At 70.9% G+C, this 19,361-nt stretch carries 17 protein-coding genes and 1 pseudogene; 9 read left to right on the forward strand and 9 right to left on the reverse strand.

Annotated features, from left to right (window positions below):
• Positions 1–168 precede the first annotated feature (168 nt).
• On the reverse strand, positions 169–1,656 hold the full coding sequence (locus ACFZCF_RS29640; RefSeq protein WP_391290043.1) for a long-chain-fatty-acid--CoA ligase: 1,488 nt from the start codon (positions 1,654–1,656) through the stop codon (positions 169–171).
• A gap of 146 nt (positions 1,657–1,802) precedes the next feature.
• On the opposite strand from ACFZCF_RS29640, the gene ACFZCF_RS29645 reads away from it, so the two are divergent.
• On the forward strand, positions 1,803–2,990 hold the full coding sequence (locus tag ACFZCF_RS29645) for a helix-turn-helix domain-containing protein (protein WP_391290045.1): 1,188 nt from the start codon (positions 1,803–1,805) through the stop codon (positions 2,988–2,990).
• A gap of 108 nt (positions 2,991–3,098) precedes the next feature.
• Here the strand turns inward: ACFZCF_RS29645 and ACFZCF_RS29650 are convergent, their stop codons facing one another.
• From ACFZCF_RS29650 to ACFZCF_RS29670, 5 genes are all read right to left on the reverse strand, one after another.
• Positions 3,099–3,482, reverse strand: coding sequence for an MMPL family transporter (locus ACFZCF_RS29650; RefSeq protein WP_391290047.1), 384 nt, complete (start codon positions 3,480–3,482; stop codon positions 3,099–3,101).
• Positions 3,389–4,327 carry an MMPL family transporter gene (locus ACFZCF_RS29655; protein ID WP_391290156.1) on the reverse strand — a complete coding sequence of 313 codons (939 nt, stop codon included), beginning with the start codon at positions 4,325–4,327 and terminating at the stop codon, positions 3,389–3,391. Before ACFZCF_RS29655 ends, ACFZCF_RS29650 begins: the two co-directional genes overlap by 94 nt.
• A 208-nt stretch (positions 4,328–4,535) precedes the next feature.
• Complete coding sequence (locus ACFZCF_RS29660; protein ID WP_391290049.1) at positions 4,536–5,642, reverse strand: saccharopine dehydrogenase NADP-binding domain-containing protein; 1,107 nt, start codon at positions 5,640–5,642, stop codon at positions 4,536–4,538.
• Entirely contained in the window at positions 5,639–7,072 is a 1,434-nt protein-coding gene (locus ACFZCF_RS29665) for an aldehyde dehydrogenase family protein (RefSeq protein ID WP_391290051.1), read from the reverse strand. The genes ACFZCF_RS29660 and ACFZCF_RS29665 overlap by 4 nt, the downstream gene beginning before the upstream one ends.
• A 52-nt stretch (positions 7,073–7,124) precedes the next feature.
• Positions 7,125–7,841 carry a DJ-1/PfpI family protein gene (locus tag ACFZCF_RS29670; RefSeq protein ID WP_391290053.1) on the reverse strand — a complete coding sequence of 239 codons (717 nt, stop codon included), beginning with the start codon at positions 7,839–7,841 and terminating at the stop codon, positions 7,125–7,127.
• Positions 7,842–8,053: 212 nt separating this feature from the next.
• Between ACFZCF_RS29670 and ACFZCF_RS29675 the strand changes: the two genes are divergently transcribed.
• A complete protein-coding gene (locus ACFZCF_RS29675; protein ID WP_391290055.1) occupies positions 8,054–8,656 on the forward strand; it encodes a TetR family transcriptional regulator in 603 nt (200 codons plus the stop codon).
• A 72-nt stretch (positions 8,657–8,728) separates the two neighbouring features.
• Here the strand turns inward: ACFZCF_RS29675 and ACFZCF_RS29680 are convergent.
• Positions 8,729–9,607: pseudogene (locus ACFZCF_RS29680) on the reverse strand (DUF3533 domain-containing protein); the annotation flags it as partial.
• A gap of 229 nt (positions 9,608–9,836) precedes the next feature.
• On the opposite strand from ACFZCF_RS29680, the gene ACFZCF_RS29685 reads away from it, so the two are divergent.
• The 6 genes from ACFZCF_RS29685 (at position 9,837) to ACFZCF_RS29710 (ending at position 17,412) form a co-directional block, all read left to right on the forward strand.
• On the forward strand, positions 9,837–10,811 hold the full coding sequence (locus ACFZCF_RS29685) for an alpha/beta hydrolase fold domain-containing protein (RefSeq protein ID WP_391290057.1): 975 nt from the start codon (positions 9,837–9,839) through the stop codon (positions 10,809–10,811).
• A gap of 216 nt (positions 10,812–11,027) precedes the next feature.
• Positions 11,028–12,275, forward strand: a complete 1,248-nt coding sequence (locus tag ACFZCF_RS29690; RefSeq protein WP_391290059.1) for an NADH:flavin oxidoreductase/NADH oxidase family protein — start codon at positions 11,028–11,030, stop codon at positions 12,273–12,275.
• 1,085 nt (positions 12,276–13,360) lie between these two features.
• Positions 13,361–14,281: an acetoacetate decarboxylase family protein gene (locus tag ACFZCF_RS29695; RefSeq protein WP_391290061.1), complete on the forward strand. Its 921-nt coding sequence runs from the start codon at positions 13,361–13,363 to the stop codon at positions 14,279–14,281.
• 24 nt (positions 14,282–14,305) lie between these two features.
• Complete coding sequence (locus ACFZCF_RS29700; RefSeq protein ID WP_391290063.1) at positions 14,306–15,904, forward strand: succinic semialdehyde dehydrogenase; 1,599 nt, start codon at positions 14,306–14,308, stop codon at positions 15,902–15,904.
• A 453-nt stretch (positions 15,905–16,357) separates the two neighbouring features.
• Complete coding sequence (locus ACFZCF_RS29705) at positions 16,358–16,759, forward strand: hypothetical protein (RefSeq protein WP_391290065.1); 402 nt, start codon at positions 16,358–16,360, stop codon at positions 16,757–16,759.
• Positions 16,760–16,806: 47 nt separating this feature from the next.
• A complete protein-coding gene (locus ACFZCF_RS29710; RefSeq protein WP_391290067.1) occupies positions 16,807–17,412 on the forward strand; it encodes a WHG domain-containing protein in 606 nt (201 codons plus the stop codon).
• Positions 17,413–17,455: 43 nt separating this feature from the next.
• On the opposite strand, the gene ACFZCF_RS29715 is transcribed toward ACFZCF_RS29710, so the two are convergent.
• Positions 17,456–17,629 (reverse strand): hypothetical protein, encoded by a 174-nt coding sequence (locus ACFZCF_RS29715; protein ID WP_391290069.1) that lies wholly within the window; start codon positions 17,627–17,629, stop codon positions 17,456–17,458.
• 309 nt (positions 17,630–17,938) lie between these two features.
• Here ACFZCF_RS29715 and ACFZCF_RS29720 point away from each other — a divergent pair, with 309 nt between their 5' ends.
• Positions 17,939–18,121 (forward strand): hypothetical protein, encoded by a 183-nt coding sequence (locus ACFZCF_RS29720; RefSeq protein WP_391290071.1) that lies wholly within the window; start codon positions 17,939–17,941, stop codon positions 18,119–18,121.
• A 17-nt stretch (positions 18,122–18,138) separates the two neighbouring features.
• On the opposite strand, the gene ACFZCF_RS29725 is transcribed toward ACFZCF_RS29720, so the two are convergent.
• Positions 18,139–19,341 carry a glycosyltransferase gene (locus ACFZCF_RS29725; protein ID WP_391290158.1) on the reverse strand — a complete coding sequence of 401 codons (1,203 nt, stop codon included), beginning with the start codon at positions 19,339–19,341 and terminating at the stop codon, positions 18,139–18,141.
• Positions 19,342–19,361 lie beyond the last annotated feature (20 nt).

Genomic DNA, 19,361 nt, shown 5'->3' on the forward strand with positions numbered 1-19,361 from the left:
GCCCCCATCGCCACGGGCGGATTCGCCTCCGAGCCGTGCGCGGGGCGCGGGAAATGGCGGCCGCCCCGGGGTGCCCGCCGACCGCTTCCCGCGCACAGGTCGGGGCGGTGGCGGACGTGCGGGAGCGGCGGCGCGCCCGGGGGCGGCGGCTTGGGGCGGGGGCGGCCGCTACGGCGTCGGCACGGTGATCTCCCGCTTGAGGATCTTGCCGCTCGGGCCCAGCGGCAACTGGTCCACGAGCCACACGTGACGGGGGTACTTGTACGCCGCCACCCGCTCCTTCACGTACTCCCGCAACTCCTCGGGCGTGGCCCGCGCGGAGGGGCGCAGAACAACCGCCGCCGCGACCTCCTCGCCGAGCTCGGCGTGCGGGACGCCGACCACGGCGGCCAGGGCGACGCCCGGGTGCTCGTGGAGGACCTCCTCGATCTCGCGCGGGTAGACGTTGTAACCGCCGCGGATGATCATGTCCTTCTTGCGGTCGACGATGTAGAGGTAGCCGTCCTCGTCGGCGCGAGCCAGGTCCCCGGTGCGCAGCCAGCCGTCCGGGATGGCGGCCGCGGTGTCCTCGGGCCGGTTCCAGTAACCCTTCATCACGTTCGGGCCGCGCACGGCCAGTTCGCCGATCGCGCCGGGGGTCACGTCGTGCCCCTTGTCGTCGAGCAGGCGCACTTCGACGTCCTGGATGGGGGTGCCGATGGAGCCGGCCTTGCGGGGCCGGTCAGGGTGGTTGAAGGTGACGACCGGGCTGGTCTCGGACATGCCGAAGCCCTCCAGGACCTTACAGCCGAAGCGCCGTTCGAAGCCGTGGAGGACCTCGACCGGCAGCGAGGCACCGCCGGAGATACACATCCGCAAGGTCGAGACGTCCGCCTCCGACGGGTGCTGCAACAGTGCCGCGTACATGGTCGGCACGCCTTCGAAGACGGTGGCCCGCTCGCGGGCGATCGCGTCCAGGACATCTCCCGGGACGAACCGGGGGATCATGACGAGCGAGGCGCCGCTGCGGACGGTCACGCTCATCGTGCAGATCTGCCCGAAGATGTGGAACAGGGGAAGGCAGCCCACCACGACATCGTCCGGCGTCATCCGCTGGATCTGGATGCCGTTCACCTCGGTGTTGTGACGGAGGCCGGCGTGGGTGAGGACGGCGCCCTTGGGACGACCAGTGGTTCCGGAGGTGTACAGCAGGACCGCCATGTCCTCGCCGTCCACCTCGGTGACGTCGGGGAGGGGCTCGTGTCCGGCCAGTTCGGCGGCGAACCGCCCGGGCTCGACGGCCGTGTGCCGCACCCCGGCGGCCGCCGCACCCTGCGCGCCCTCGCCCGGCGCCTGGTGCCACTCGAAGAGCCGCACGGCGCCGGAGTCGGCGAGGTGGAACTCGGTCTCCCGGGTCTTCAGGAGCGGGTTCATCGGGACGACGACCGCTCCGGCCCGCAGGACCGCGTAGTACAGGACGACGAACTCGGGCACGTTGGGCAGCATCAGGGCGACCCGGTCGCCCGGCTCCACGCCCTCGGACCTGAGGAGGGCGGCGGCTCGGGCGCTGGACTCGTCCAGTTCCGCGTAGGTGATCACCCGCTCCCCCAGCCGCAGCGCGGGATGCTCGGGCTGCCGCCCGGCCGTCTCCACGAGGAACCCTGCCAGATTGGCCACGACCCGCCTCCGTTACACGGAATCACCGAATGTTTACAACGCGGACATCTTGCCGTCCTTCAGGGGGTTCACCCTATGGCCGGCGGGACAGCCCTCGGGTCCGCGGATTGTCCGTGGGGTCAAAACCATGGGGATACGCTGCGGCCATGAGCATTTCAGGGGTGGCCGCGGCGCTTCACATGAGGCTCCCCGAGCTGGCCGGGAAGATGGCCTCGCGCATTCGCTCGGAGGTCGAGGCGTACCAGGACGAGGCGCTGATCTCCCTGGAGTCGCTGCGGGAATCCTGCGCCGCCAACGCGGATCTCGTACTGAAGCACCTCGACCAGGAAGCCTCTCCCGAGGCCGAGGCGGCACGGGAGACAGGGCGGGCCCGGGCGGAGCAGGGCGTCCCCCTGGCCGACACCCTGCGGGCGTACCACATCGGATCGGAGCTGCTGTGGACCGAGATCCTCGCGGAGGCACGGACGCGCCCCGACGTCTCCGACGATCTGCTGGTCTCCGAGTCCGCGAGGTTCTGGGCGTTGTTCGGCCGGTACGCGGAGGCGGTGGCCGTGACCTACCGGGAGACGGCGGCCGAACTGACCTCGCGGGGCCTGGCCAGACGGTCCGCCCTGGTGGAGGCGCTGTTCACCGGCATCATCGCCGAGGGCACGCTGTGGGAGGCCGCTCGCGAGCTGGGCCTGCCGGAACAGGGACCGTTCGCGGTCGCCGTCGCGGAGGCCACGGCTCCGGGCGAGGAGCCGCTCGCGGGCGTGGAGGCGTCGCTGCGGAGTGCGGACGTCCCCTCCGCCTGGAGGCTGCTGCCGGATCAGCAGCTCGCCCTGGTCGCGTTGCCCTCAGGACAGTCGGAGAACGCCTGCCTGCGCATCCTGCGCCGCAGTCGTGCCCGCGTGGGGTTCAGTCCGCGTTTCAACTCGCTGCGGGACGCTCCGCAGGCGCTGCGCTTCGCGCGCCTCGCCCTGTCCGGGCTGCCGGGTGCAGGGCCCGGGGTGGCACGGTTCGACGACAACCCCCTGGCGATGGTCGTCGCCGCTGCTCCCGCCGAGGCCGCCCATCTGGTGGAGATGACCCTCCGGCCGGTGCTCGACCTGCCTACCGCGGAGCGGTCCCGTCTCCTGCGGACCCTGGAGCAGTGGTTCGCGTCCGGCGGGTCGGCCGACACCGCGGCGGCAAGCCTGTTCGTCCATCCCAACACCGTGCGCTACCGGCTACGCCGCGTCGAGGAGCTGACGGGCCGACTGCTCTCCGATCCGCGGGCGACGGCGGACGTCGGCGCCGCGCTCCAGGCGGTCGGCGGCGCGAGAGGCTTCGACAGCCGGTCGCGCGGCTCGTGAAACGCGAAGAAACCCTGCACTCTTGTCCCGGAGGAGGTGCAGGGCGGGATCCGGGGCCGTCACGACCCCCACGACCGTGGGCAGCCCCGGAGTTCAAGAGGGGTGTGCTCATACCCGGGCGGCCGTCTTCCGGCGCAGAGTCTTCTTCTCGACGTGCGGAGTCGCGGCCGGAACCGCGGCGGGCAGCCGCGCGCCTTCGATGTCGACGTCCGGAAGGAGACGGTCGAGCCGGCGGGGCATGCTCCAGGCTCGGCGTCCGAGCAGGGCCATGGCGGTGGGGACGAGCGTCATGCGGACGACGAAGGCGTCGATGAACACGCCGAAGGCGAGCGAGAATCCGATGGCCTTGACGATGGGGTCCCCATTGAAGATGAAGCCGCCGAATACGGCGACCATGATCAGTGCTGCGGCCACGACGACCCTCGCACTGCTGGAGACGCCCTGGGCGATGGCCTCGGCCGCGTCCTTGCTGTGCTCGTAGTGCTCGCGCATCCGGCTGACGAGGAACACTTGTCGGCGACGTCGATCGCCATGGCCGTCTGCCCGGTGACGTAGAGCGCTCCGCCCTCCTCGGCGACCTTCGGTGCCTGATCCCGCATGCGGTGGACCAGGTCGGTGGTGGCCTCCGCGTCGGGGCTCGACTTCGGCATCACGGCCATGAGCACGACGTCGCCGAAGCGGCTGGGCACGGGCGGTGACACGGCGGCCACGTTCTTGTCGGCGACCAGCGTGCCGCGCAGCCGGGTCACCGCGCCCTGCCGCTGGTCCTGCGGGATCTTCCCGGTGTCGACGACGGTGATGAGGGTGGCGTTGAAGCCGGGGCCGAAGCCCTCGCTCTGCAGGTCGTAGCTCTTGTGCTGGGTACTCGACTCGGGCTGGGCGGCATAGCTGGGCAGACCCAGGCGCAGGTCCTTGGCGGGCAGCGCGAGAGCCAGCAGGCCCAGGACGCCGGCGACCAGGACGACGGCGGGCGTACGGGTGACGCCCCGGGCCCAGGCCAGGCCCCAGGAACCGGGGGCCCGGCCGGCGTGCTCGCTCCTCCGCTTGGCGGAGCGCGGGCGCATCCGCTCACCGAAGACGCCGAGCACGGCCGGGAGGAGACTGATGGCGACCAGGACGGCTATCAGAACGGTCCCCGCTCCGGCCAGGCCCATGACGGTGAGGAACGGGATACCGGTGACGGCCAGGGCGGCGAGGGCGATGACGACCGTGGCACCGGCGAAGACGACGGCGCTGCCGGCCGTGGCGGTGGCGCGCGCGATCGACTCCTCCCAGTCGGCGTCGGGGGCGGCGAGCTGCTCGCGGTGGCGGGAGATGACGAACAGCGCGTAGTCGATGCCGAGGGCGAGGCCGTCATCAGGGCCAGCACCGTCGCGGTGCCCGTCATCTTCACGAACCCGGAGACGAACATGGTGCCGAGCAGGCCGATGGCGACGCCGATGAGAGCGGTCAGCAGAGGCAGTCTGGCCGGTGTGTTCCTGGGTCCGATCGCGAGAAGGCGGTCCTGGAGGCCCTCACCGGCGTCCGCCGTGCCGGTGGGCGGGCTCAGACGGTGACGAGTCCGAGCTCGGCACACCCTTGTCGGAGCGTGTCGAGCCCGAAGGCCGTGACGGGTCCGACGACGCCGGGTGTGACGTCGGAGCGGGTGGCGAGGTGGTGGGCCGCCCACGCGATGAGTTCGCCGGTGAGGCTGTACGGGTTGGGGCCTTCGAGGTGGACCTCGGCGAGCGGACGCTGGTTCTCGGTGCCCGTCGAGGCGACGGCGACGACGTGCGAGGGGATCTTCGCGCGCAGGGCGGCGTCGGGGCCGCCCGGTGGGCCGATGAGCAGGGGGCGGGTCAGGACGTCCGTGATCCTGTCGCCTGCCGGCAGGCGTGTGGTGGCGTGGGCGAGGGCCGAGTAGAGGGAGAGGAAGCGGCTGAGTCCGGGGAACCAGCCGTTGTAGACGGTGACGTCGTCGAGTGAGGGGAACTCGTCCGGTAGGAAGAGCACTTCGGTGCCGGAGACGAGGAACGCCGACTTGGGGCGGCCTCGCACGGTGAAGCGGCGGACACGGGAGGCGGTGCGTTCCTCCACGAGCACGTGCCGTCGCCGGCGCGCCGAGGGCAGGGTGATTCCGTCGCGCATGGTGGTGCGGGTGCCCTGGCTGATGCCGCGCCAGATGGGCCCGGTGGCGAAGTAGCCGATGTCGACGGCGCGTGCGGCGGTGCCTGCCGTCCGGAGGGCCAGAGCCGCCGCAAGGATGCCCGGCACGTAGTCGTAGCCGAAGGCGGGCAGCATCACCGCCCCGGTCTCACGGGCGCGGTGATGGTGTCGGGCGTGCAGGGTTCGGACGAAGCCGACTTCTCCGCTGGAGTCGAGGTAGTGGGCGCCCGCGTCCGCGGCGGCCTGTGCGACGGGGAATCCGAAGCGTTCGAAGGGGCCGACGGTGGTGATCAGGACGTCGCCGCGTTGCAGGTGCTTCCTCAGGCCGTCGGGGGTCGCGGCGTCGACGACCAGGTGGTCGAGGCCTCCGGAGCGTTCGGCCAGAGCCTTCAGCGCGGTGGGGTTGCGTCCGGCGACGGTGGGCCTGACTCCTCTGCGTATCAGGGCTTCGAGGACGAGGTCTCCGGTGTAGCCGGTGGCGCCGAGCAGGATGACGCGGCTGTTCATCGCTTCCTTCCCCAGAGCGGGTGGGTGCGGGCGACGGCCTTGGCGATGAAAGCAAAGGACCGGGAGCTGTGCGGTGCGTAGATCAGCCGCAGGGTGTCGGGCCGGGTGGGCTTGGTCAGGACCGGCTTGCGGTGGCTGAAGGTGTCGAAGGACGCCTTGCCGTGGTAGGCGCCCATGCCGGATTCTCCGACGCCTCCGAACGGCAGGTCGGGGACGCCCAGGTGGATCATCGGCGCGTTGTAGACGAGTCCGCCGGAGGAGGTCTTCTCCAGGAGGGCCTGGCGGGCTGCCTTGTCACGGGTGAAGGCGTACAGGGAGAGGGGCTTGTCACGGGCGTTGATGAAGTCGATGGCGTCGTCGACGCCGCGTACCGTCAGGATCGGGAGGATGGGGCCGAAGATCTCCTCGGTCATGACGGATGCGCCGGGTGCCACGTCGGTCAGCACGGTGGGGGCGATGTAGCGTTCGGCGGCGTCGGAGATGCCGCCGGTGAGGAGGTCTCCCTCCGCGGTGAGTGCGGTCAGGCGCTGGAAGTGGCGGTCGTTGACGATGCGGCCGTAGTCGGCGCTGGTGCGTGGGTCGGCGCCGAACATCCGGTGGATGGCTTCCGGCAGCGCTGCCAGCAGGGGCGCGCGGGCGGCGTGGGTGACGAGGACGTAGTCGGGCGCGACGCAGGTCTGGCCGGCGTTGGTGAACTTGCCCCACGCCAGTCGGCGCGCGGTGACGGCCATGTCGGCGGTCTCGTCGATGAAGACGGGTGACTTGCCGCCGAGTTCGAGGGTGACGGGGGTCAGGTTCTTCGCCGCGGCGGCGGCCACGATGCGGCCGACCGTGCCGTTGCCGGTGTAGAAGATGTGGTCGAAGCGCTGCGCGAGCAGCGCCGTGGTCTCCTCGACAGCTCCTTCGACGACGGCCACGGCCTCCAGGTAACGGGGCAGGAGAGCGGCGAGGAGCCTGCTGGTGGCGGGGGCGAGTTCACTCGGCTTCACGACGGCGGCGTTGCCGGCGGCCAGCGCTCCGACCAGCGGGTTCAGCGTGAGCGTCAGCGGATAGTTCCAGGGCGCGATGATCAGGCAGACGCCGAGGGGTTCGGGGTGGATCCGGGCCGTCGCCGGTTTCATGTTCAGGGGGACGGCGACCCTGCGGGGCTTCATCCAGCGGTCGAGGTGGCGCAGGGCGTGTTCGACCTCGGCGAGGACCCCGCCGATCTCGGTGAGGTGCGACTCCGTACGGCCTTTGCGCAGGTCGTCGTAGAGGGCCTCCTCGATGGCCGTGGTGTTGTCCCTGAGGAGGCGTCGCAAGGCGTGCAGCTGGCGCCGACGCCAAGCGGCGGGACGGGTGAGGCCCGTGCCGAAAGCGGCCCGAAGGCGCCGGACGGACTCCTGGATGTCCTGGTCCTGCTGTGCGACGGGGGCGGCGGTGCCGGTCATGGGCGTGTGCCTTCCAGGGGGTGGCGGGGCGTAATGGGACGCCGGGCTCGGGTCAGCGGGCCGTCGCCGCAACGTTCACGTCGGCTACGAGACGGTTGGCGAGGTGCTCGGAGGAGGGCGGGTTCTGCCCCGTGTACACGTTGCGGTCGACCACCACGTACGCCCGCAGCGGCAGTCGCGCCTTGGAGTACTCGGCCCCGCTCTCCCGCAGGCGGTCCTCCAGCAGCCACACGGCCTTGCGGCCGAAGCTGTTGAACTTCTCCTCCAGGTTCGACAATCCTGTCATCCGGTATCCCGTGAAAGGCCACGAGCCGTCCTCGTTCTGCGCCGCGAACGCCGCGGCCGGCGCATGGCACAGCAACGCGAGGGGCTTCCCCGAGCGCAGCACCCGTGTGATCAGGGCGCCCGAGACGGGGTCCACCGACAGGTCCTCCATCGGTCCGTGGCCGCCCGGGTAGAACACCACGTCGAAGTCGTCCGGATCGACGTCCGCCAGGACCCGGGGGTTGTTCAGCTCTCCCTGGATGGACTTCAGATACGCCGCCACCTCGCGCAGTTTCGACGGCCACCCGGCCGTCCTTCCCATGCTCAGCCGGTCCAGGGTGGGGGTCTTCCCGCCCGGCGTCGCGATGGTGATGTCCCATCCCGCCGCCGAGAAGATCTTGTGGGGCATCGCCAGTTCCTCGCCCCAGTACCCCGACGGATGCACTTCTCCGCCCCGCAAGGTCCAGCGGTCCGCCGCGGACACCACGAACAACACCTTCGTCACAACGACCTCCTCCTGCCCGGACGACGCCTTCCGCTCACGGGAAGGGCGACTGTCATATCCGGCTAAATACGGCGCAAGCGTCCCTGAATCATCATCTGCCCCGCGCGGGGACCGGGCGACCGGCCCTTGGCCGAGGGCAGCACACTCACGCAATGACAGCGTATGCCATAACTGACACAGACTGCCAGATTTGGCACTGATAGCCTTCTCGCATGAGGGAAACCAGCGCACCCGGCCTGCGCATGAAGACCCGCCAAGCCGTGACCCGAGCCCTGACCGACACGGCGCTCGAACTCTTCGACACCAGCGGCTTCGACCAGGTCACGGTGGCCGACATCGTCGCCGCCGCGGGCATCTCCCAGCGCAGCTTCTTCCGCTACTTCAGCAACAAGGAGGACGTGGTCTTCGGCGATCGCATCCCCTCAGCGGAGGAGGTGCGCGACGAACTGCTCCGCCATCTCGACGGGAACCCCCCGTGGGAGGCGCTGCGCCGCACCTTCCGGGCGGCAGCCGTCCAGATGGACGACGACATGGGGCACTGGAAGCGGGCCACCCGGGTCATCTGCCACACTCCCGGGCTCCGCGCGCGCTACCTGGAGAAGCACCTGGCCTGGACCGACGCCCTCGTACCCGCGATCGCGTCCCGGCTCGGCCAGGACGCCCCCGAGGCGCGGCTCATGACCCAGACGATGATCAACACCGCACTGGGCTGCTTCGACGTCGCCCTGATGCGCTGGTCCGACGGCGACCCGGGCCCCTCTCTCGCCACACTCGTCGACGACGTGTTCGGATTCGTCCGCTTCCCTGACGCCTGACACGGACCCGGATCCTCCCGCCGGGGCCCTGCGCCCGGATCCGGCTCGGCCGGCAGCGCCGCCCGAGCCCCCGGCGGCAGGGTCCGGTTCCGCGGCGCGGCGGTGCCGCCGCATCGCCGCGAGCAGGGTGACGAGGACGCCGACGACCGCCCAGGCCGACAGCACCGGCAGCACCGGCAGCGAGGACGTCATGTCGTTGCCATCGAAGTAGGAGATCGGCCGGGCCGCCCAGGTGCCCGCCCCCGGCAGGAGGGCAGAGCCGAGCCTGCCAGAACGGCGGCAGCATGGGCAGGGGCAGGGCGCCTCCGGCACTCGGGTTACCCGCGATGACGATCAGCAGGATCGCCAGACCGACGCCGATGATGCCGAAGAGCTCCTGAAGAGCGAGCGTGGTGGCGCCGACCGCGAAGACGGTCAGCGCACCGAGTCCCCACAGCGCCCACACACCGCCCGGCACAGCGCCCAGGCAGGATCGGCCCGACGATGAGCGCACCGCCCAGACCGCCGACGAGCCAGACCAGTGTCATCGCGCCCAGGCGGGTCGCCGCACGCGTCGGGTTGGCGGGCCGCGCACCGGCACTGATCGCCAGGAGCGCTCCGTCGATGTCCCGGTTCATGATCTGCTCGCGAGCCGTCTCCTCATCGGGCAGCACGTGGGGGGCCAGTGGTGATCCGGGCAGCTCGACCAAGCGGTTCGCCGTCCGCTCGGCCAGGGCTGCGGCGACGCCGCGACGCCGCGACGCCGCGACGCCGCGACGCCGAAAGGTACGTCTTCGAGACGGGGCTCGTGCAGCGCGCCCACGAAAGACGCGACGACAGCAGTTGCAAGGCGATCACCCCGATGACCAGCACCGCGGCCCGTCGGGTTACCGCGTCCTTCACCTCGGACGAGGTGCTCTCCTTCGTGGACCCGACGGTCCGGGCACACGAGCGCGCGCAGGATAAGGACACCCGAACGGATGCCGGTCCCGGCGTCCACGGGGTTCGGTGGGCGGGGCCCGCCGGACGACTGCGGGCGTCGCTCCAGAACGTCGCGCCGGAAGGCTCGCGACCCGGTTGCGGAGCGCGGACAGGGCACGAACGATGAGAGCGGGCGCGAAAGCCCGGGCGGGGGATCATCAGCCGCGGTCGGCAGGGCCGCAGGAACAGGGCACTCGCGTGCTCGCGACTTGGAGTGGACATGACCGAGCTTCCTCCTCCGATCACGCCATATCTGGAGCCGGCCGCGAAGGAGCTGTGCGAGGCGACCGATCCGCACCCGCGGATCTACGAGGTCCCGCCGGAGAAGGGCCGCGACATCCTCCTCGGCCTGCAGAGCGACGAGAGCGTGCCGCGGCCTGAGGTCGACGAGGAGTGGGTGGAGGTGGACGCGGGCGAGTGGGGCACCGTCCGCACCCGCGTCATCCGCCCCAAAGGGGCGACCAGCCCGTTGCCCGTGGTGTTCTACATCCACGGCGCCGGCTGGGTCTTCGGCGACGACAAGACCCATGACCGCCTCTTCCGCGAACTCACCGTCGGAGCGGAAGCCGCCGGCGTCTTCCCCGTCTACGACCGCGCTCCGGAAGCCAAGTACCCCACCCAGGTCGAGCAGAACTACGCCGTGGGCCAGTGGGTCATGCAGCACGGCGCCGAGCACGGCCTGGACACCTCCCGCATCGCCGTCACCGGCGAATCGGTCGGCGGCTGCATGTCCGCGGTCTTCGCGCTGATGAACAAGGAACGTGGCGGCATCGACCTCAAGGCCCAGTGCCTGCTCTACCCGGTGGCCAACGCCGACTTCGACACCCCCTCCTACCTGCAGTTCGCCGAGGGCTACTACCTCACCCGCGACGGGATGAAGTGGTTCTGGGACGCCTACACCACCAACCCCGCCCAGCGCGCCGAACACCACGCCTCCCCCCTGCAGGCCACCCTCGACCAGCTCAAGGGCCTGCCCACCACCCTGGTCATCACCGACGAGGCCGACGTCCTGCGCGACGAGGGCGAGCAGTACGCCAACAAGCTCCGCGAAGCCGGCGTCGACGTCACCTCCGTCCGCGTCGCCGGCATGGTCCACGACTTCCTCCTGCTCGACAGCCTCCGCGACACCCGCGCCGCCAACGTCGCCCGCAAACTCGCCGTCGACTTCCTCCACACCGCACTCCACGACACCTGACACACACCGCCGCGCGAACGCGGAAGGGTCCGCCCGCGCCGTCACGGCGCGGGCGGACCCTTCTCCCTGTCCAGCCCTTCCGCCCTCCGGGCCGTGCCGGAGCACCTCGCACCCCAGGCGACCTACTCCACACCCCTTGATGTTTGCGATGCTTACATTGATGCCCTAATGTGAGTGGTGCGTACATCGTAGGTGACCACGAGAAGAGGAAACGGGATGACCAGCGAGCTGTTCTCGCCGCTGACCCTGCGCTCCGGGCAGGTACTGAAGAACCGGATCGCCAAGGCGGCCATGGAGGAGAACATGGCCGGCTCCGGCCAGCTCCCCGACCGGCAGCTGCTGTCGCTCTACCGCCGCTGGGCCGCGGGCGGGACCGGTCTGCTGATCACCGGCAACGTGATGGTCCACGCCGAGGCGCTGACCGGGCCCGCCGGAGTCGTGCTCGACGAGCACGCCCCGCTGGAGCCGTTCACCGCATGGGCGAAGGTCGCCAAGTCCGGTGGTGGGGCGCTCTGGATGCAGATCAACCACCCCGGCCGCCAGGTCGCCTCCGACATGCCCGGCGTCGTGTGGGGCCCCACCGACATCGGCGTCAGCCTGGGCAAGCACAGCGCCCGCTTCGGCCGTCCGACGGCCATGACCGCCCAGCAGATCCACGAGACCGTGGAGCGGTACGCGACGACCGCGCGACGCGCCGAGGAAGCCGGTTTCGACGGGGTCGAGATCCACGCCGCGCACGGCTATCTCCTGTCGCAGTTCCTCTCGCCCCTGGTCAACAAGCGCACCGACCAGTGGGGCGGCTCCCTGGAGAACCGCGCCCGCATGCTGCTCGACATCGTGCGCGCCGTCCGCGATGCCGTCTCCCCCGCCTTCGCGGTCGCGGTCAAGCTCAACTCCGCCGACTTCCAGCGCGGCGGCTTCGACGCCGACGACGCCCGCCAGGTGATCGAGATGCTCGCCCCCCTCGGCGTCGACCTGGTCGAACTCTCCGGCGGCAGCTACGAGAGCCCCGCCATGACCGGCCGCCCCGCCGACGACCGCACCCAGGCCCGCGAGGCCTACTTCCTCGACCTCGCCAAGGACCTCGTCAAGACCAGCCCCCTCCCCCTGATGCTCACCGGCGGCATCACCCGCCGCGTCACCGCCGAACGCGTCCTCGACAGCGGCGTCGCCGTCGTCGGCATGGGCACGGCGCTCGCTGTCACCCCCGACCTCCCCGAACGCTGGCGCCAGGACCGCGAGGCCGACCGGACCATGCGCCCGGTGACCTGGTCCGACAAGGCCCTCGCCTCCGCCGCCGGCATGGCCCAGGTCCGCCACCAGATGCGCCGCCTCGCCCGCGGACGCAAGACCAGGCCCGGAACCCACCCGGCGATCGCCCTCCTCTCCGAACGTCGCAAGCAGCAGCGCGCCCTGCGCTCCTACCGCGCCTGGCTCGCCAAGCCCCGGGGCACCAGGCCCTGACACGGTCGCCGATGCCGCCGCGAGACGCGCCTGTCGCCCTGCGGCGGCGTCGGCGGCTTCCCTGCCGAGCCCTTCCCGAACCGCGGCGATCACCACGCCATGGCGCTTCCCGCGCCCCCGCAGAAGACGCTCCCGCGCTCGTACGAGACGCGGTTCGGCGCCCAGGGCGCCCCCTGAAGCCCCCACACCAGGGTGCGCAGTCCGGGCTACGAGAGGTCCGCCCCCAGGGCCTGACCGTGAAACTCGACGTCCACCGAACCGGAGACGAGAACGCGACGATGCCAGAGAGGCCCGTGGGCCGCGCCCGGGCGACGCCGGACGAGGCGAGGACAGCCGTACCGACCTTCCGCAGACCCCCGCGCCTCGCGATCGACGCCCCGGACGCCGGCCTTCAGCCTCCGCCGAGGCGCGGCGGAGCACTGGCCGGAGGGCGAGGCCGCACAGGATTCCCGTGCCCCGGAAGAATGCTCGCCCGCCGTTCCGGAGACGGAGCGGCAGCCGGGTGCCGTGACGACCGTCTGGTTCAGCATCCTGTCCACCGCGTACCACCGGCTCAGGCAAGACCGGTCGGCGCCGGAGGGGTCACGGGGACGCGACCGATGACCGTGAACCACCGGAAGTACAGGGGGAGTTCACCGGTCCATCACCGCCCGACGCGCAATGGGGACGACCCGCCCGTCCGGCTTCACCGTCCCGCGTGACCACCTCGGCGCAACCGGTCCACCGCGGCGGGGGCGGCGATCCGGGCGGCTCGCGCGAGACCTGGCGGCCACGGCCGCGCGAGATCGGACCGCCGCCCCTGAGATCCAAGAGCACCCCTCGAAGGCCAGGTTCTTCCGACGACTGCCGGAGGGGCCTGGCCTTCACCGTTCTCGGCCGACCGCCGAACAGCTCGAAAGCCAGGCCGCCATGGCGCCGCGGCCCGGCAGCCCCCGCGGTGGGCGTCGGACACGTTAGAGCGCACAGCGCTTCGACGCCCCCTCCGGGGCCCTTCCGGGAGATTCCCCCTCCAATTGTTGACGGTGCTTACATCGTCCCCTACGGTTATGTATACATCGCTCACATCACTAGTAAGGAACCCCTCCATGTCTTCGACGCAGAAGGACACCGTCAAGGTCACCCTGGGCAGCCGCGAGGTCACGGTCCCAAAGGGCGGCCTATACGACCGCTACCGGATGAACCCCGACCTGGACGAGATCGCCCGCGACCCGCGCGTGAGCAGCGTTGACTTCTTCCGCCGACTGCCCAAGATCAAGGTCGACTCGCCGATCGGGCCGACGCTCACCCCGAACTTCTACTACGCCATCTCCACCGCCCGGCTCACGATGGTCGCGCCGTCCAAGGCGATCCGCGCCCGGCTCCCCGAGGAGCTCGCGCCGCTGGAGATCGTGCCCGGCCTCGGCCTGGTCTCGGTGATGTTCTTCCGCTACGACGTGTGCGACATCGACTTCTACACCGAAGCGGCCGTCGGCATCGCCGTGAAGCCCGCGCGGCACGGCAAGCTCGGCTTCTTCGACCTCGTCTCCGGCCTGAAGAACGAGCACCTCGACTCCTACGTGCTGTCCCTTCCCGTGAACTCGGACATCGCACAGGTCCGGGGGCACGATGGCTACGGCTTCCCCAAGTGGACCACCGAGCTCGACGTCGACATCAACGACCTCCGGACGAGCGCCCGCGTGGCCAACGACGCCGGCGGAGTCGACCTGGCGCTCCGGGCGAACACCCCGACCCAGCGGGCCTATCCGAGCGGGGAGCGCGTCAGTTCGCTCACCTCGTACACGACGATCGGCGGCGCCTGGCACTCCACGCTGAACCAGACCAACGTGCTGAACGCCGGCACGACGCGCAGCACCAGCGGCGTCACCCTCCAGCTCGGCGAGGGCCGCATGTCCGACGACCTGCGCTCGCTCAAGCCGAAGCGGACCCTCCAGTTCGACGTCATGACCGAGGGCCAGGCCGCCCTCCACATGCCGGTCCCCACCTCGGTCCCGAGCCGGAACAAGTAACAGCGAGCAGCAAGGAGCCCCGTCATGGTCACCGACCACGCCAGCCGCCCTGCGGCCGCCCGCAGCCTGGGTCTGCCCGCGTCCCTCACCCCGGCCCTGCTGAAGCAGCTGACCGCGCGGGTCTCCGCCGCGCCGGACGCGGCACGGGTCACCACCAACGCCCCCTACACCGGCGTTCCCCTGGCCGACTTCCCCGTCTCCACGCCCGAGGACGTCGAGGCCGCCTTCGGACGGGCCCGCATCGCGCAGAAGTCCTGGGCCGCCACGCCGATCGCGGAGCGCAAGCGGATCCTGCTGCGTTACCACGACCTCGTGCTGGCGCGGCAGGACGAGGCGCTGGACCTGATGCAGGCCGAGAACGGCAAGACCCGCCGCGACGCCTTCCTGGAGGTCGTCGACATCGGCATCGTCTCGCGCTACTACGCCCGCAACGCCGGCAAGTACCTCGGTCCCAAGCGGCGCCGCGGCGCGATCCCGCTGCTCACCCACACCACAGAGCTGCGCCACCCCAAGGGCGTCGTCACCGTCGTCTCGCCGTGGAACTACCCGCTGAGCATGGCCGCCAGCGACACCATCGCGGCGCTGATGGCCGGCAACGCCGTCGTGCAGAAGCCCGACACCCAGACCGCCCTCACCGCCCTGTGGTCCATGAACCTCATGTACGAGGCGGGACTGCCGGCCGACGTGTGGCAGATGGTGATCGGCCGGGGCAGCTCCATCGGCGACGCGCTGATGGACAACGCCGACTACATGATGTTCACCGGATCCACCGTCACCGGACGGCAGATCGCCGCCGACGCCGGCCGGCGCCTCATCGGCGCCTCCCTCGAACTCGGCGGCAAGAACGCCATGATCGTCCTGGACGACGCCGACATCGAGAAGGCCGCCGAGGGCGCCGTCAACGCCTGCTTCCCCTCCGCCGGGCAGTTGTGCGTGTCCATCGAGCGCCTCTACGTGGCCGAGTCCATCCGCGACAAGTTCGTCGCCGCGTTCGTCGCGCGGACCAAGAAGCTCAAGATCGGCGCCACCTACGACTACAGCGTCGACGTCGGCAGCCTCACCACCCCGTCGCAGCTGAAGACCGTCACCGAGCACGTCGCCGATGCCGTGGCCAAGGGCGCCACCGTCCTCGCCGGCGGCAAGGCACGCCCCGAACTCGGGCCTCTGTTCCACGAGCCGACCGTCCTCACCGACGTCACGCCCGACATGACGGTGTACGACCACGAGACCTTCGGTCCCGTCGTCTCCGTCTACTCCTTCCGCGACGTCGACGAGGCCGTCGCGCGCGCCAACACCACGGCCTACGGCCTGAACGCCAGCGTCTGGTCGCGCAACGGCGCCCGCGGCAGGGCCGTCGCCGCCCGCGTGCACGCCGGCACCGTCAACGTCAACGAGGCCTTCGCCGCGGCCTGGGGCAGCGTCGACGCCCCCATGGGAGGCATGGGCGACTCCGGACTCGGCCGGCGCCACGGTGCCGAGGGCATCCTCAAGTACACCGAGCCGCAGACCGTGGCCCACCAGCGTCTCCAGGGCTTCTACCCGCCCAAGGGCATCACCCCCGAGACCTGGGCCGGCCTCCTGACCGGTGCGCTCAAGGTCATGAAGATGGTCGGCATGCGCTGAACGTGATCGCCCCGTCCGTGCCCGCCGCACGGGCACACAAGCTTCGACCGGTACGCCGTCGCCGCACCCGCCACGGACGGACCGGTCGAAGCCGCGTTCCGCAGACCGCCCTCACCGGGAACCTCGCGTGAGGTCCGAGGCCTCGGGCGGCCCGACGCATGACTCATCTGCGCTCCGTCCGCCGCGTCGTCTTCAGCCAGGCGCGATAGCCACGCGGGGCACGGCGACTGCTTGTGCCGTTCGGGCAGGAGGGCGAACGCCGGGCTGATGGTGAACCTGGTGTCGCGCCCGCGGGCGAGGCGGCGCGTCTGGTGGCGGACCCGGGCCATGCCGGCGGCGGAGGCGAGAGCCTTGTCGGACCAGATCACCGGCACCATGTAGCTGTCGCCGGAGAGCTCGCCCAGGTCGACGCCGAGGGGCCCGAGCAGCTCGATCACCTGCACGACACCCGGCATGTCGGAGACGACCTGGCGGGCCGGGGTGGTTGATCTGCATCCAGACCGCCCCGCCACCGGACTTCGCGGCCTTCACCCAGTCGGCGAAGAGCTTGAGGGGCGATCGGTCGTCGAGAAGGAGGCCGACTGGGGCGGTCAGCGCCTGGGCACGGACCATCACGTTGCCGGTGATCAGCAGACCGGTCCTGCCGGCCGCCCAGCGGCGGTACAGAGTGAGCATCTGTTCACCGGGGAGTTGGCCGGCGCCGGCCATGTCCCCCTCCACCGCCGCCTTCGCGATCCGGTTCTCCAGCACCTGCCCCAGCACAGCAGCAGCAGCAGCAGCAGCGAGAACATCTCACTGGTGATCCGGTTTCCTCTTCCCTTTCGATCGATTAGGATGTATGCACCGTTCACATAGGAATGGCGACATAAGCAGTCGACGCATCGGGAGAGTGAGAGTGACCCATGTCGCAGAACAGCACATACCATCACGGTGATCTGCGTGCCGCCTGCCTGCGGGCGGCACGGGAACTGCTGGAGGAGGACGGCAGCGCAGCCCTGTCGCTGCGTGCGGTGGCACGTCGTGCGGGCGTCTCGGCCACCGCTCCCTACCGGCACTACGCGGACCGCGAGGCGCTCGTCTCCGCCGTCGCGGCCGAGGGGTACCGGGAGCTCGCCGAGGACCTGTCCGCGGCCCATCCCGCCCCGGCGGCGCCGGCCGACCTGGCGGCCGTCGCCGTCGCCTACGTCCGGTTCGCCCTCGAACACCCCGCGCTGTTCCGTGCCATGTTCGCCGAACCCTGCGACCCGTCCAGCGAGGAGCGCGTCGCCGCCACGGCGGCCATCTCGGAGTACGTCCGGGGCATCGTCCGGGACGCGTTCCCCGGCACCGACGACACCGAGACCCTGGCGACCACGGTGTGGGCGCTCGTCCACGGACTGGCCTTCCTCCACCTCGACGGCAAGCTCGACAGCTCGACCCCCGAGGCCGTCGACCGGCAGGTCCGCGCCTCCGTCCTCGCCCTGTTCACCGCCTCGCCCGCCGTCCAGGCGGTCATGGCGGCAGGCTGACGGGCAGGGCCGGGGATCCCGGTGTCGACACCGGAGGACGGCCTCACCGGTAGGTGAGCATCCGGCGTCGATCGCCAGTGAAGTGGGTGTGCTCATTGAAGGTCAGGAGCGTGGTTCCGGGTCCGCCCACCACCAGGAGGTTGACGGACGCATTGACGACCACCCGGTTGAGCGCGGCCACCCCCTCGGGCGGCAGGCCCAGCAGCGCGCCGCACACCGCGGCGAGCAGACGGCCGAGGTGAACACGACGGCGTCGCGTCCACGGCCGAGCACGGCGGACAGCTCGACGAGCGCGGCGCGGATGCCCTCCGCGAACGCGGTCCACGTTCCGCCCGCGACGGGATCGGAATCCCTCATCCACGCCGTCAGGGAGTGGTCGAGCAGGTTCTGGACGGACCGCTCCCTGTTGTCCAGCGGAGCGTACCGGCCGAGCAAGGCGATGTGGTCGTACCCGTTCAAGCGGGCTTCCTGGTGGAACGGCCCCCGAAATCCGGCCGCCTCGGCGGCAGCGGACAGCATCCTGGCCATGGACACCGCCGTGCTCGACACCCCCCGGGCCGTCTGCGGCGAGACGAACGCCCACAAGCTCGCCCTCTACCTCGGCGACCGCGACGTCCCCGACCCGATCGGACAGGACGGGCAGGTGTTCTACGACGACGCCGTCCTCATCGAGGCCGGGACCATCCTGCACACCGGTTCGCGTCGGTAGAGCGCGGGCCCCTTGGGTCAGCCGGATGCGGCGGACAGGAGCACATCGACGAGCCTGTCCGCCGCGTCCGGCCTGCCGTGCTCCCGGGCCCGGCGTGCCATCGCCTCGCGCCTCGCCGGATCCGTCAGGAGCGGACCGACCGCGTCCTTGAGCCGGTCGGGGCTCACCGCGCCAAGAAGCGCGACGGCGGCGCCGGCCTCTTCCAGATGGCGGGCGTTATGGGCCTGCTCGTTGCCCGCGGACGTGGCGAGCGGGACGAACACGGCCGGCTTGCCCAGCGCGGTCAGCTCTGCGAGCGTCCCCGCCCCGGCGCGGGATACGACGACGTCCGCGAGCGCCAGGACGTCGGGAAGCTCCGGACCGACGAACCCGGTCAGGTAGTAGCGCGCGGCCAGCGGTCCGGACAGGCCTGCGGCGTAACGCCGCAGGTCCTCGACGTTGTCCGGGCCGCACTGGTGGATCACGTTCGCCCGCTCCAGCAGCCATCCCAACGCGTCGCGTACGACACCGTTGATCTGCTGAGCCCCCTGCGCGCCGCCGGTCACGTACACGGTGGGCAGCCGCCGGTCGAAGCCGTGCAACCCGAGCACTTCGACCGCCTTGTCCGCATGCCCGGCGAGCACCTGGCGGCGTACCGGGTTGCCGGTCACGACCGCCAGAGGGCGGACCGTCTCCGGCAGCAGCGGCACGGAGGATTCCGAGGACACCGCGATCCGTGAAGCGGAGCCGGCCAGTCGGCGGTTGGCCAGGCCCAGGCGCACCGTCTGCTCATGCAGCACGAGCGGGCGCCGGTTCATCCGGGCCGCCAGACCTGCGGGAACCGCGACGTATCCGCCGGTGGCGAGGACCACGTCCGGGCGGAAATCGGCGACGATCTTCCTCGCTTGCGCTACGCCCAGCGGGACTCGGGCCATGTCCTTCATGTTCGCCGCCGATAGCATCCTCAGCGGATTGCTCGACCGGCGGATCTTCCCCGTCGCCACGGTGGCGAACCGGATGCCCTCGGCGGGGGCGACTCGCGCCTCCAGGCCGTCGGCGGTCCCGATCCACAGCACGTCCAGCGCTCTGCCCTCCGTCACAAGACGGTCCCGCAGGGTGTGGACTGCGGTGAGCGCGGGGTAGGTGTGGCCCCCCGTACCTCCCCCAGTGACGATGAGGCGGAAAGCGTCGGCGGATGCTGCATTCACCCACGGCACCCTACTGGTTCGCGGAACCGGCATGACGAACCTCGCCGTCACCA

This window comes from Streptomyces sp. NPDC007945, assembly GCF_042958885.1.
In the GTDB taxonomy this organism is placed as follows: Bacteria; Actinomycetota; Actinomycetes; order Streptomycetales; family Streptomycetaceae; genus Streptomyces.